Raw genomic sequence first — 12,501 nt, 5'->3', positions numbered from 1 at the left:
GCGTTCAAGGATCTGAAAACATGCCGCGTTGCGCCTGGTGCAGTGACGACCCGTTATACATCGACTACCACGATAGCGAGTGGGGTGTTCCCACCCGTGATCCTCAAGTCCTCTTCGAATTTCTCATTCTTGAAGGCGCACAGGCGGGACTGTCCTGGATCACGGTATTGCGCAAGCGAGAGCGTTATCGCCAGGTGTTGTTCGGCTTCGATCCGAAGCGTCTGGCACAGATGACCGATGCCGAGATCGACGAACGCATGCTCGACGCCGGCATCATCCGCAACCGTCGAAAACTCGAAGCCGCACGGCGCAATGCCCAGCTCTGGCTCGAGTTGGAAGACCCGGCGGGTTGGTTATGGTCCTTCGTTGGGGGCGAGCCGAAGATCAACCATTTCGAGTCGATCAACCAGGTGCCTGCGGTGACCGCCGAAGCCGAGGCCATGAGCCGTGCGTTGAAGAAGGCCGGGTTCGGCTTTGTCGGCCCGACCATCTGTTACGCCTATATGCAGGCGTGCGGCATGGTCATGGACCACACCACTGACTGTGATCGTTATCCCGCTCTGGCGCGTGTACCGGCCAGCGCCTAAACGGCTGTGACGCCTTAGGGGTAGCCAATCGCGCTAAGCAGTTACACTAGCGTCTTTGATTTTTCGGGAGAGATCCTTGGACAAGCTCAAAGGTGCGCTGGTGGTTGGCTTTCTGCGCCTGTTCGCCCTACTCCCCTGGCGCGCAGTTCAGGGGTCGGGTCGCTTCATTGGCTGGCTGATGTGGAAGCTGCCCAATCGGTCTCGCGAAGTCGCCCGGATCAATCTTTCCAAATGTTTTCCAGAACTCGATGCTGTCGAGCGCGAGCGCTTGCTCGGACAGAGCCTGCAGCAGATCGGCATGGCGTTCACTGAGAGTGCCTGCGCCTGGATCTGGCCAGCAGACAAGACGCTGCGGCTGGTCAAGGAAGTCGAGGGGCTGGAAGTGCTGGAGCAAGCGTTGGCTTCAGGCAAGGGAGTCGTAGGTATCACCAGCCACCTGGGCAACTGGGAAGTCCTCAATCACTTTTATTGCGCCCAATGCAAACCGATCATTTTCTATCGCCCGCCGAAGCTCAAGGCGGTCGATGATCTCCTGCAGCGCCAGCGTGTCCAGCTGGGCAACAAGGTCGCGCCCTCGACCCGAGAGGGCATCATCAGCGTCATCAAGGAAGTCCGAAAGGGCGGCGCCGTGGGCATACCCGCGGATCCGGAACCCAGCGAGGGCGCCGGCGTTTTCGTGCCGTTCCTTGGCACACAAGCACTGACGAGCAAGTTCGTGCCTGGCATGCTGACGGGCGGCAAAGCGGTAGGCGTGTTCCTTCACGCGTTGCGCTTGGATGATGGTTCGGGCTACAAGGTCATTCTCGAGGCAGCACCTCCAGCCATGTACGACGAGGAGGTCGAGGTCGCGGTGGCAGCCATGAGCGGCGTCATCGAGCGATACGTGCGGACCTGGCCAAGCCAGTACATGTGGACGATGAAACGCTTCAAAAAGCGGCCAGCCGGCGAAAAACGCTGGTACTAACGACAGCTCACCCAGTAAAGGGACTTCCATGGGAAACCCGAATCAGCGGCAGCATCCACGCGCACCCATGAAGTGCCGTATCCGCATTACCCACGAGTCATTTGGCGAGGTGTTCGCGCACACCCGCGATCTCTCGGATGGCGGCGTCTACGTCAAACATCCGCAACTGATCGAGTTGCAGCCGGGCATGACGGTCAGTGGGCAGGTGCAGGATCTCCCCATTCCCGCCCCTGTGCTGCAGATGGAAGTGATGCGTGTCGATGCTGAGGGTGTTGGCTTGCGCTTCGTCCAGCCCGATTAATAGAAGCTCGGCGGGGTGTGCGACCGGCTGGCGCTAGCTGCCGGCCTGTTTGTTCAGCTTGCGTAGAAACACATCCATTTCCTTCTCGGCCTGCTTGTCACCGTGTGCTTGCGCCGCGAGCAGGCCTTGTTCCCAGGCGCGCCTCGCGCCGTCGAGATCCCCACTAGCCTTTAATGCCTTGCCGAGCAGCTTCCAAGCGGCAGAGTATTTCGGATCCTGTTCGACGCAGCGTTGTAAATGAACCGCCGCTTCAGCTGCGTCCCCAAGATCCAGGTAGCCCTTGCCAAGCCCGAAGCGCAACATCGGATTGTCCATGCCCTTGGCAAGCATCTTTTGCAGCGATTCGATCATTGCGTTCCCCTGGGAAATCTTTCCTAAAACAGCCGGTGAAGCAGTGACGTACTCTGACCACTAGCTTAGCTCGCCTGGGTTACCGCACTGAGAAACTCCTGAGTGCGGGTCTCCTGAGGGTTGCCGAACAGCTCGTCCGGCGTGCCCTGTTCGTGGATCCTGCCTTCATTGAAAAAGCATACCCGGTCAGCGAATTCCCGAGCGAAGCCCATCTGATGGGTCACCATCAGCATGGTCAGACTGTGCGCATCGCCCAGTCTGCGGATGACATTGAGCACTTCGCCGCAGAGCTCCGGATCCAGCGCAGAGGTCACCTCGTCGAACAGCATCACCTTGGGCCGCATCGCCAACGCTCGGGCAATGGCTACCCGCTGTTGCTGACCACCTGACAGTTGCGAGGGATAGTGCTCAAGTTTGCCTTCCAGCCCCACCATCGCCAGCAATTCCTCGGCGCGCTCGCGAGCTTCCTTCTTCGACAGACCGAGCACCTGCACCGGTGCTTCCATCACGTTCTGCCGGGTACTCATGTGCGGAAACAGGTTGAAGCTCTGGAATACCATGCCCACCTTGCCGCGGACCCGACGCAGATGCCGCGCGTTGGCGCGGACCAGATTGCCACTGGCATTCGGCATGTGAGTCAAGGGTTCGTCATCGACCATGATTACGCCTTCGTCGATGTCCTCCAGAGTCATCAATGCACGTAGCAGCGTGGATTTTCCGGAGCCGCTGGGGCCGATGATGGCGACCTTCTCACCCGTTCGGACATTCAGGTCGAGATGGTTGAGCACGGTCAGGTCTCCGAAGTGTTTGCTCACGTCGCGAAACTGCACCATCAGTTCCGGCTCGTTGGCAGGGCTGGTTGAGTTCTGGGTTTCGCCGGCAGGCGTCGATGCGTTCATCGGGCTAGCTCCATACGGTTTTCCAGTCGGCGTACGAACCAGGCGAGGCCGAGGCTGAGAATAAGAAAGAACAGGCCGACCATGGTGATCGGTTCCAGATAACGAAAGTGCTCCGAGCCGATGTTCTTGGCCCGCTGCATGATTTCCACCACGGTGATGGCCGAGAGCACGGGCGTGTCCTTGAGCATCGAGATCATGTAATTGCCCAGTGCTGGCAGAATCGGTCGCAGCGCCTGTGGCAGGATCACCTTGCGATAGGCATTGAGCGGCTTCATGTTCAGCGCCGTCACCGCTTCCCACTGAGCGCGAGGTACGGCATCGAGCCCCGCGCGGTAGACCTCCGCCGTGTAGCAGGCGTAATGCAGCGCGATGCCGATGATGCCCGCCTGCAAAGCGCTCAGATTGAAACCATAATTTGGCAGGACGAAAAACAGGAAGTACACCTGAATCAACAGCGGTGTGCTGCGGATGAACTCGATCAAGCCAGTCATCGGCCAGGACAGCCAGCGATGCCGGCTGCGGCGTCCCACCGCGAGGAACAGGCCCAGCACGATGGCGATGGAAAACCCGGCGATGGTAATGCCGATGGTTTTCAGTGAGGCGTCGAGCAATCTGGGCAGGATTTCCCAGGCGAACTCCCAATCGAAGAAATTCATGACATGCCTCCCCGCATACGGCCGCGCGCCAGGCGCCGCTCAAGGGTGCGCATGGAGAAGTTGATGATTTGAGCGAGAACGAAGTACATCACCAGCGCCAGGCCGAAAATTTCAAGGGTCATCAAGGTTGCCTGGTCCAGCTGACGCGCACGGAACGCCAGATCGGACAGCGTGATCAGCGACACCAGCGAGGTGTTTTTCAGCAACTCGATCAGCAGGTTGGTGCCTGGCGGGATCGCCGCCAACAGCGCTTGCGGCAGGATGACCCGGCGCAGACGCTGCCCAGCGGTCATGTTCAGTGCCTGGCAGGCCTCGTACTGCCCTTCGTGCACCGACCGTATAGCACCGCGCAGCACTTCTGCCCCGTAGGAGCCGATGTTCAGGCCCAGGCCGATGACCGCAACATTGAAAGCGCTCATGGAAACATTAAAAGGTGGCATCGGCAGGACGAAGTAGAGCCAGAACAGCTGCACCAGCAGCGAACTGCCGCGGAACACTTCGATGTAGACGATGGCCAGCCAGCGCAACGGCTTGATCGGCGACAGTCGGCCCAGCGCGCCGATCAGCGCGGCGACTATGGCCAGCAGGGAGCCAAAAAAGGTGATTTGCACGGTCACCCAGGCCCCTTGCAGCATGAGGGGGAGTAGTTCGTTCATCGTGGATATCCGGTTAGCGGCGCGGCGATAGGAGCAGGTCGCCCGTCAGGCTTGGCTGCGTGGGAGGACCGATCGTGGCACCGGGTAGCGTTACGCGACGGGCAACAGGCCAGTCGAAAGCGGTCGCATCGCAGTGCTGCGACGGAGCCGGAGAGAAGGGGTAGAGCTATCGGAAGGCTATTCACGTGGGAGCCCGGCAGGGCTCAAAAAGCCCGCGCCGGTTCCTTGTTCATGCGCCATTGGATCAGGCGCTGCAGAGTTCCTCAGCGGTTTTTTTGGTGACGTTCGAGCGGTCAAAGCCAAAGGGTTCGACGGTTTTCAGATGATCATCGCTGCCAAGCCATTTCTTCAGCTCCGCGTTGACGGCGTCACGCAGCGCCTTGTCTTCTGGACGGAACGCCAGCGCGCCGTAACCGGTGTTGGCCGGATCGTCCTTGAAGTCATCCGTGGCCTCGACCTGATCCCCGGCTTTCTCGGCCAGGCCTCTCATGGTCAGCTGCGTGCCCACTGCTGCGTCGGCGCGACCGGTGCGCACAGCCTGCAGTTGCGAGGTGGTGTCTGGGACCTGAACGATCTGCGAATCCTTGATACCGGCCTTGCGCGCGTAGTTGAGGTTGACCGTGCCGGACATGATGGCCAGCTTGATCGACTCATCCTTGGCGATATCTTCGTAGCTCTGCAGTTGCTTGGGGTTGCCGGCCTTGACCAGCAGGGTGTCCTGCAGCTGATAGTGCGGATCGGTAAACAGTACCTGCTTGCAGCGCTCTGGGGTGATGTACATGCCAGCGGCGATCAGGTCGAACCGGCTGGCACGAAGACCCGGGATCAGCGAGCCCCATTCGGTCAGCACTGGTTTGATGGTTTCGATACCCATCTTCTGAAAAATCTTCTCGACGATTTCCGGGGATTCGCCGGTCACGCTGCCATCAGTGGCGGTGTAGGCGAACGGGGTTTCGTTGGCATAGCCGATCCGGACGCTGCTCTTTGCCTTGATGTCGTCGAGGGTATCGGCCTGGGCCAGGCCGCCGAGGGAAAAGCCGGTCAGTACGGCTGTGGCCAGCAAAAGCTTGCCGAAATGGAAAGGACGTGCGCGATTCATCGTGAATTCTCCTGTGCTTTTTATCGTTCGCCGGCAACAGAACCAGCAGTTTGGAGGGCAGCTTCAAGAGCATCAGGACAGGGCATTCCCTGCCTCGACGCGACGTTGGACTTCTTTTTCTATATGGGGTGCGCCGCGTTTCGCTGTCCGAGCATAGCAAAAGCGGTTTTCCCCAAAGGATTGCACTAGGACAATTGCATGACATTGCGCTTCAGCTGATCCTGTCGGCTCGACAGAGGTGGAACGTCATGCACAACTGGAAACAGGCCTTGCTGGCTGCCCATGGCGGCGGATCGAAATACAAGCTGCTGGTCACGGCCATCGCAACCGACATTGAACAGGGCGATCTCATCGACGGTCAGCGGCTGCCAACCCAACGCTTGCTGGCCGAGCAGCTGGGCATCAGCGTGCAAACGGTGACTAACGCCTACAAGGAACTGGAGCGCCAGGGCTGGGTGCGCTGCGAGGTCGGACGCGGCAGCTTCGTTAGCCGGCGCATCAGCGAGCGGGTCGCCACCTCCATGCTCGACCGCGGCGAACAATCGCTGCTCGACTTTTCCACGGCACGCATCGTTCGCAGCGAACGTCATGACCGCTACTGGCGGCAGACCTGCGCAGAACTGGCCGCCGAGCACGAGCAGCCGTGGATCCATGCCTGCCGGCCAATCGCCGGATTCGAACATCACCGCGAGGCCGGCGTGCAGTGGCTTGCCGGGTTGGGGCTGGGCGTTGAACCGCAGGACCTGCTCCTGACCAATGGCGCTTCTCAGGCGATCTTCCTCGCCCTTGCCTCGCTGGCGGGACCTGACGATCTGGTGCTCTGTGAAAGCTGTACGGATCACGGTGTGATTGGTACCGCTCAGGTGCTCGGCTTCAAACTCCAGGGTATCGAGGCGGATTGCGACGGTCTCGATCCGGAGCATTTCGAGGATATCTGCGCCAACGAGCGGGTCACCGCGCTGGTCTGCACGCCGAACCTGAATAACCCCACCAGCAGTTTGATGCCCTACTCACGTCGTCGCGAGATTGCCGACATCGCGCGCCGTTATGGTGTTTACGTGATCGAGGACGACGTATACGGCCCTTTGCTCGGCGATGACCGAGCGGCCCCACCGCTCAGTCACTACCTGCCGGAGTTGTCGTTTTATTGCACCAGCCTGACCAAGTCGGTGCTGACCGGCTTGCGCCTCGGCTACCTGGCGATGCCTCGGCGGTTGGCGTTGCGTACCGAGAGCATCTTCAGGGTCAACAGCTGGATGGCAGCCCCGTTGCTGGGTGAGATCGCGACGCGCTGGATCGAGCGCGGCCGTGCCAGGGAGCTGGTGAGCTTGCAGCGCGAGCTGATCGCTGCCCGACAGGCTGCGGTGACCGCCGAGCTGGGTGATTATCTGCGCGGCAGCCATCCTGCCTCGCTCAGTGCCTGGCTAGATGTGCCCGAACACTGGGATCTCGACGCCCTGCAGCATGAGTTGCGAGCGCGTGGGATCGCGCTGACGCTGCCTGATCCCTTTCTTCCCCCTGGCAGCTCGCGGCCCAGGGCAATGCGCTTGTGTATCGGCGCTGAATGCAGTGACCAGCGCTTGCGCACGGGGCTGGCAAGCATACGAGACGTGTTCGAGCAGTACCCGGAAATCCACGAGTTTCGCGGTGCTCGCTAGCCCGTCGGGTTAGATCGCAGCGAATTGAAAAGCATCGAATTCTTCGGCTACACGGGTTCCCATGTGATGCACGCGTCCGGCGTTCCGACCGGCGCGCTACCCTCCAGCCTGAAATGACACTAGAATGCGCGCCGCTCGGGCCATGTCGGCACGGCAATGGGTTCCCTAACCCCATCACTTCAAAAAGGAAATGCCATGTTGCAGCTCCCTTCATCGGTTCGCCGCGCCACTTTGGCCGGTCTGATCGCGTTTCACATCCTCATCATCATCGCCAGCAACTATCTGGTGCAGTTGCCGATCACTTTGTTCGGCTGGCACACCACCTGGGGCGCGTTCAGTTTTCCGTTCATCTTTCTCGCCACTGACCTGACCGTGCGTCTACTCGGCAAAGGCCCGGCGCGCCGGGTCATCGCGCAGGTGATGGTTCCGGCGCTGGTCGCTTCCTACGTGGTCTCGGTGCTGTTTCACCAGGGTGCGTTCGCTGGGTTCTCGGCCCTGGGCGAGTTCAATCTGTTCGTGTTCCGCATTGCGGTGGCCAGCTTCCTCGCCTATGCGTTCGGCCAGATCCTCGACATCCAGGTATTCGACCGGCTGCGCCGCTTGCGCCAGTGGTGGATCGCGCCGAGCGCTTCGACCATCTTCGGCAACCTGCTGGACACCTTTCTGTTCTTCTCCATTGCCTTCTGGCACAGCGACGACCCGTTCATGGCGGCGAACTGGGTGGAGATTGCCAGCGTCGATTACGTCATCAAGCTGATCATCAGCCTGGCGTTGTTCGTTCCGCTCTACGGCATGCTGCTGAACGCGATCGTGCGTCTGCTGCCCGGTCAGCGGACTGTGACGGCATAAGGGTGACCTGCCACCGCTCGGCCTGTGAGCACAGGCCGAGCGAGCCGCTCATCAGAAACGGGTCGTCAGAAGAAGGTAAGCCCCGCCTGGAACAGCCGCTCCACGTCGCGGATATGCTTCTTGTCGACAAGAAACAGGATCACGTGATCGCCTGATTCGATGACCGTATTGTCATGGGCGATCAGCACCTCTTCGTCACGGATCACGGCGCCGATGGTGGTGCCGGGCGGCAATGCGATCTTGCCGATAGCCCGGCCAACCACCTTGCTGGAACGAGAGTCACCGTGGGCGATCACCTCGATCGCCTCGGCAGCACCGCGGCGCAAAGAGTGTGCGCTGACGATATCGCCGCGGCGCACGTGGGTCAGCAAGGTGCCGATGGTGGCCAGCTGCGGGCTGATGGCGATATCGATCTCGCCGCCCTGGACCAGATCGACGTAGGCCGGGTTGTTGATGATGCACATCACCTTACGCGCGCCGAGACGCTTGGCCAGCAGCGACGACATGATGTTCGCTTCATCGTCGTTAGTCAGGGCCAGGAAGACGTCGGCATCGTTGATGTTCTCCTCCACCAGCAGGTCGCGATCGGAAGCGCTGCCTTGCAGGATGATGGTGCTGTCCAGCGTGTCGGAGAGGTAGCGGCAGCGCGCCGGGTTCATTTCGATGATCTTGACTTGATAGCGGCTTTCGATGGCCTCGGCTAGGCGCTCCCCAATGTGGCCGCCGCCAGCGATGACGATGCGTTTGTAGTTGTCGTCCAGGCGGCGCATCTCGCTCATCACCGCGCGGATGTGGCCGCGCGCCGCGATGAAGAACACCTCGTCATCAGCTTCGATGACCGTATCGCCTTGCGGCAGGATCGCCTGGTTGCGACGGAAGATCGCGGCCACACGCGTGTCGACGTTGGGCATGTGTTTGCGGATCTGGCGCAGCTCCTGCCCCACCAGCGGTCCACCGTAGTAGGCCCGCACCGCGACCAGCTGTGCCTTGCCACCCGCGAAGTCGATCACCTGCAGCGAGCCAGGGTGCTCGATCAGACGCTTGATGTAGTTGGTCACCACCTGTTCGGGGCTGATCAGCACGTCGACCGGAATCGCCTCGTTACTGAACAGGCCGGAGCGGGTGAGATACACCGATTCCCGCACGCGGGCGATCTTGGTCGGTGTGTGGAACAGCGTATAGGCGACCTGGCAGGCGACCATGTTGGTTTCGTCGCTGTTGGTTACGGCGACCAGCATGTCGGCGTCGTCCGCACCCGCCTGGCGTAACACCGTCGGGAATGAACCGCGGCCTACCACGGTGCGGATGTCCAGCCGATCGCCGAGATCACGCAGGCGATCAGCGTCGGTGTCGACCACGGTGATGTCGTTGGCTTCGCTGGCGAGATTTTCGGCAAGCGTACCGCCCACCTGCCCTGCGCCGAGAATAATGATCTTCACGCGATCGCTCCTGAAAGGCGGCTTGTAACCGCCACAGCATGGGGTGGCCGAGACATTGGCGTCTGGCCCACCTTAGGATTGTCGGCCATTGGGTTGGGCCGCGACTTTTATCAATTTGGCGTAGTAGAAGCCGTCGTGGCCATTGTCCTGAGGCAACAGCTGACGTCCATGCGTCTGTTCGACGCCGAAACCCTTGGGCAGGTCCAATTCACGGGCGCCGGTCGTGCGCGCCAGGAAGGCTTCGATCACCTCGCGGTTTTCGGTTGGCAGCACCGAACAGGTGGCGTACAGCAGCACCCCGCCCACTGCCAGGGTTGGCCACAGCGCGTCGAGCATCTCGCCCTGCAGCGTGGCCAGCGGCGCGATGTCATCGGCCTGGCGCGCCAGCTTGATGTCCGGATGGCGACGGATCACACCGGTGGCCGAACACGGCGCGTCGAGCAGGATCCGCTGGAACAGTTGGCCGTCCCACCAGACCTCGGTGGCGCGGGCATCGGCAGCCACCAGTTTGGCGTCGAGCTGCAAGCGGTTGAAGTTTTCCTGCACACGCTGCAATCGTTTCGGCTCAAGGTCCAGGGCGATGACTTCAGCCAAGGCAGGCTCGTGTTCGAGGATGTGGCAGGTCTTGCCGCCCGGGGCGCAGCAGGCATCCAACACGCGTTGACCGGGGGCCAGATCGAGCAGGCCGGCGGCCAGCTGCGCCGCTTCGTCCTGCACGCTGATGCGGCCTTCGGCAAAGCCTGGCAGCTGAGTGACGTCGCAGGCCGCGGTGAGTCGGATGCCGTCTCTGCTGTGGCTGCAGGGAAAGGCCTCGATGCCGGCTTCCTGCAGTTCCGCGAGATAGGTGTCGCGCTCGACCTGGCGATGGTTGACCCGCAGCATCATCGGGGGATGCAGGTTGTTCGCCGTGCAGATTGCTTCCCAGTGCTCAGGCCAATGCGCCTTGAGCGATTTCTGCAGCCAGCGCGGGTGGGCGAAGCGAATCACCGGATCGCGTTCGAGCTCGGCGAACAGCGCTTCGCCGTCACGCTGGGCATTGCGCAGCACCGCGTTGAGCAAGCCTTTCGCCCAGGGCTTCTTCAGCTTCTCTGCGCAACCAACGGTTTCGCCAATGGCGGCATGTGGCGGAATCCGGGTGTAGAACAGCTGGTACAGGCCGACTAGCAGCAAGGCTTCGACATCGCGGTCCGCTGCCTTGAACGGTTTCTGCAACAAGCGGTCAGCGAGGCCTGACAGGCGCGGCTGCCAGCGGGCGGTGCCAAATGCCAGTTCCTGGGTCAGGCCGCGGTCACGCGCGTCGACCTTACCCAATACATCCGGCAGGCTGCTGTTCAGCGAGGCCTTGCCGGACAGCACGACCGCTAGCGCGCGTGCTGCGGCGAGACGCGGATTCATCGACATTATTCGAACGCCTTGCCGACGGCAAACTGTTCGCGGCGGCTATTGAACAGGTCGCTGACGGCCAGTGCCTTGCCGCCAGGGAGTTGCAGACGAGTGAGCGTCAGCGAACCCTCGCCACAGGCAACCTCCAGGCCGTCCTTGCTTGCTTCGATGATCTGGCCCGGCGCGCCCTGACCTGTGGTTAGTTGCGCCGCGTGAATTTTCACCGGCGCGCCGTCGAGGCTGCTGTGGCAAATCGGCCAGGGATTGAACGCCCGCACCAGGCGTTCAAGCTCAACTGCGGGGCGCTGCCAGTCGAGGCGAGCTTCGTCCTTGTTCAGTTTGTGCGCATAGGTAGCCAGGCTGTCGTCCTGGACTTCGCCTTTCAGTGTGCCGGCTTCCAGCGCCGCTGCCGCCTCGATCACGGCGCGCGAGCCGAGTTCGGCGAGGCGATCATGCAGGGTGCCGCCCGTATCCTCACGGGTAATCGGCGTGCTGACCTTGAGCAGCATCGGCCCGGTATCCAGCCCTGCTTCCATTTGCATGACGGTGACACCTGATTCGGTATCGCCTGCTTCAATGGCGCGCTGAATCGGCGCTGCGCCACGCCAACGTGGCAACAACGAGGCATGGCTGTTGATACAGCCCAGGCGCGGCATGTCCAGCACGGCCTGCGGCAGAATCAAGCCATAGGCGACCACGACCATCAGGTCCGCCTGCAAACCATCCAGCTCTGCCTGGGCAGCCGGGTCGCGCAGGGTCTGGGGCTGATACACCGGAATTTCATGCTGCAGCGCCAACTGCTTTACGGGGCTGGGCATCAGTTTCTGACCACGACCTGCCGGGCGATCCGGCTGCGTATACACCGCCACGACCTGACGCTTGGCGTCGAGCAGGGCTTGTAGATGCTGAGCGGCGAATTCCGGCGTGCCGGCGAAAACGATGCGCATAGAAGGACTCTTCAATGAAAAAGGCTTGCTGCAGGCTGCATGAAAACTACTGCGCTCGGTCATGCTGCGTTAAAAACAGCCTCAAAATGCTCATTTACAACTCGTAAACTGCGCTTTTTCGCCTGTTTTTGCCTTGCCTGACCTTCGCTCGCTACGTTTTCAAGCAGCCTGCGCTGCAAGCCTTTGGGGTGGGAGATCAAGCCTGCTGACGGTGAAGCTTTTCCAGCTTCTTCTTGATCCGGTCGCGCTTGAGGTTGGAAAGATAATCGACGAACAGCTTGCCGTTGAGGTGATCGCATTCGTGCTGGATGCAGACCGCGAGCAGACCTTCGGCAGTCAACTCATAGGGCTGACCGTCGCGGTCCAGCGCCTTGATCTTCACCTTCTGTGGCCGATCTACGTTTTCGTAGAAGCCGGGGACCGACAGGCATCCTTCCTGGTACTGCTCCATCTCGTCGGTGAGGAACTCAAACTCGGGATTGATGAAGACCCGTGGCTCGGTCTTGTCTTCGGACAGGTCCATCACCACGATCCGCTTGTGCACGTTGACCTGCGTGGCGGCCAGGCCGATGCCCGGTGCGTCGTACATGGTCTCGAACATGTCGTCGATGAGCTGACGAATGCCGTCGTCGACCACGTCCACCGGCTTGGCGATGGTGCGCAGGCGTGGATCGGGAAATTCTAGGATGTTCAGGATTGCCATATGCGTTTG

Annotated in this window: 14 protein-coding genes; 5 read left to right on the top strand and 9 right to left on the bottom strand. The window is 61.1% G+C overall.

Features of this window, described 5'->3' with window-relative positions; all coding sequences use genetic code 11:
- The first annotated feature begins 20 nt into the window (after positions 1-20).
- From RT21_RS14525 to RT21_RS14515, 3 genes are all read left to right on the top strand, one after another.
- On the top strand, positions 21-587 hold the full coding sequence (locus tag RT21_RS14525; RefSeq protein WP_045422950.1) for a DNA-3-methyladenine glycosylase I: 567 nt from the start codon (positions 21-23) through the stop codon (positions 585-587).
- Positions 588-663: 76 nt separating this feature from the next.
- Positions 664-1,551 (top strand): lysophospholipid acyltransferase, encoded by an 888-nt coding sequence (locus RT21_RS14520; RefSeq protein WP_046163267.1) that lies wholly within the window; start codon positions 664-666, stop codon positions 1,549-1,551.
- Between the two features lie 28 nt (positions 1,552-1,579).
- The gene (locus RT21_RS14515; protein WP_045422946.1) at positions 1,580-1,852 is read left to right on the top strand and encodes a PilZ domain-containing protein; all 273 of its coding nucleotides are present in this window, start codon (positions 1,580-1,582) and stop codon (positions 1,850-1,852) included.
- A gap of 33 nt (positions 1,853-1,885) precedes the next feature.
- Here RT21_RS14515 and RT21_RS14510 read toward each other — a convergent pair whose 3' ends face one another.
- The 5 genes from RT21_RS14510 to ehuB all read right to left on the bottom strand — a co-directional run bounded on the left by RT21_RS14510 (position 1,886) and on the right by ehuB (position 5,513).
- On the bottom strand, positions 1,886-2,203 hold the full coding sequence (locus tag RT21_RS14510; RefSeq protein WP_046163266.1) for a tetratricopeptide repeat protein: 318 nt from the start codon (positions 2,201-2,203) through the stop codon (positions 1,886-1,888).
- A 65-nt stretch (positions 2,204-2,268) separates the two neighbouring features.
- On the bottom strand, positions 2,269-3,102 hold the full coding sequence (gene ehuA / locus RT21_RS14505) for an ectoine/hydroxyectoine ABC transporter ATP-binding protein EhuA (protein ID WP_046163265.1): 834 nt from the start codon (positions 3,100-3,102) through the stop codon (positions 2,269-2,271).
- The gene (ehuD, locus tag RT21_RS14500; protein WP_046163264.1) at positions 3,099-3,758 is read right to left on the bottom strand and encodes an ectoine/hydroxyectoine ABC transporter permease subunit EhuD; all 660 of its coding nucleotides are present in this window, start codon (positions 3,756-3,758) and stop codon (positions 3,099-3,101) included. Before ehuD ends, ehuA begins: the two co-directional genes overlap by 4 nt.
- Positions 3,755-4,414, bottom strand: coding sequence for an ectoine/hydroxyectoine ABC transporter permease subunit EhuC (gene ehuC, locus RT21_RS14495; protein ID WP_045422937.1), 660 nt, complete (start codon positions 4,412-4,414; stop codon positions 3,755-3,757). The genes ehuD and ehuC overlap by 4 nt, the downstream gene beginning before the upstream one ends.
- A 244-nt stretch (positions 4,415-4,658) precedes the next feature.
- On the bottom strand, positions 4,659-5,513 hold the full coding sequence (gene ehuB, locus RT21_RS14490; RefSeq protein WP_046163263.1) for an ectoine/hydroxyectoine ABC transporter substrate-binding protein EhuB: 855 nt from the start codon (positions 5,511-5,513) through the stop codon (positions 4,659-4,661).
- Positions 5,514-5,761: 248 nt separating this feature from the next.
- Here ehuB and RT21_RS14485 point away from each other — a divergent pair, with 248 nt between their 5' ends.
- Both RT21_RS14485 and RT21_RS14480 read left to right on the top strand, forming a co-directional pair.
- Positions 5,762-7,171, top strand: a complete 1,410-nt coding sequence (locus RT21_RS14485) for a MocR-like ectoine utilization transcription factor EhuR (RefSeq protein ID WP_046163262.1) — start codon at positions 5,762-5,764, stop codon at positions 7,169-7,171.
- Between the two features lie 195 nt (positions 7,172-7,366).
- Positions 7,367-8,020, top strand: a complete 654-nt coding sequence (locus tag RT21_RS14480; RefSeq protein WP_046163261.1) for a 7-cyano-7-deazaguanine/7-aminomethyl-7-deazaguanine transporter — start codon at positions 7,367-7,369, stop codon at positions 8,018-8,020.
- Between the two features lie 65 nt (positions 8,021-8,085).
- On the opposite strand, the gene trkA is transcribed toward RT21_RS14480, so the two are convergent.
- From trkA to def, 4 genes are all read right to left on the bottom strand, one after another.
- Positions 8,086-9,459: a Trk system potassium transporter TrkA gene (gene trkA / locus RT21_RS14475; protein ID WP_045422929.1), complete on the bottom strand. Its 1,374-nt coding sequence runs from the start codon at positions 9,457-9,459 to the stop codon at positions 8,086-8,088.
- A 72-nt stretch (positions 9,460-9,531) separates the two neighbouring features.
- Positions 9,532-10,854 (bottom strand): 16S rRNA (cytosine(967)-C(5))-methyltransferase RsmB, encoded by a 1,323-nt coding sequence (gene rsmB / locus RT21_RS14470; RefSeq protein WP_046163394.1) that lies wholly within the window; start codon positions 10,852-10,854, stop codon positions 9,532-9,534.
- A 5-nt stretch (positions 10,855-10,859) separates the two neighbouring features.
- Complete coding sequence (gene fmt / locus RT21_RS14465) at positions 10,860-11,789, bottom strand: methionyl-tRNA formyltransferase (RefSeq protein WP_046163260.1); 930 nt, start codon at positions 11,787-11,789, stop codon at positions 10,860-10,862.
- A 196-nt stretch (positions 11,790-11,985) separates the two neighbouring features.
- The gene (gene def / locus RT21_RS14460; protein ID WP_046163259.1) at positions 11,986-12,492 is read right to left on the bottom strand and encodes a peptide deformylase; all 507 of its coding nucleotides are present in this window, start codon (positions 12,490-12,492) and stop codon (positions 11,986-11,988) included.
- Positions 12,493-12,501 lie beyond the last annotated feature (9 nt).

Source organism: Pseudomonas sp. 10B238 (assembly GCF_000970615.1).
Classification (GTDB): Bacteria; Pseudomonadota; Gammaproteobacteria; order Pseudomonadales; family Pseudomonadaceae; genus Stutzerimonas.
This window is presented reverse-complemented; position numbering and strand designations above follow the sequence as displayed.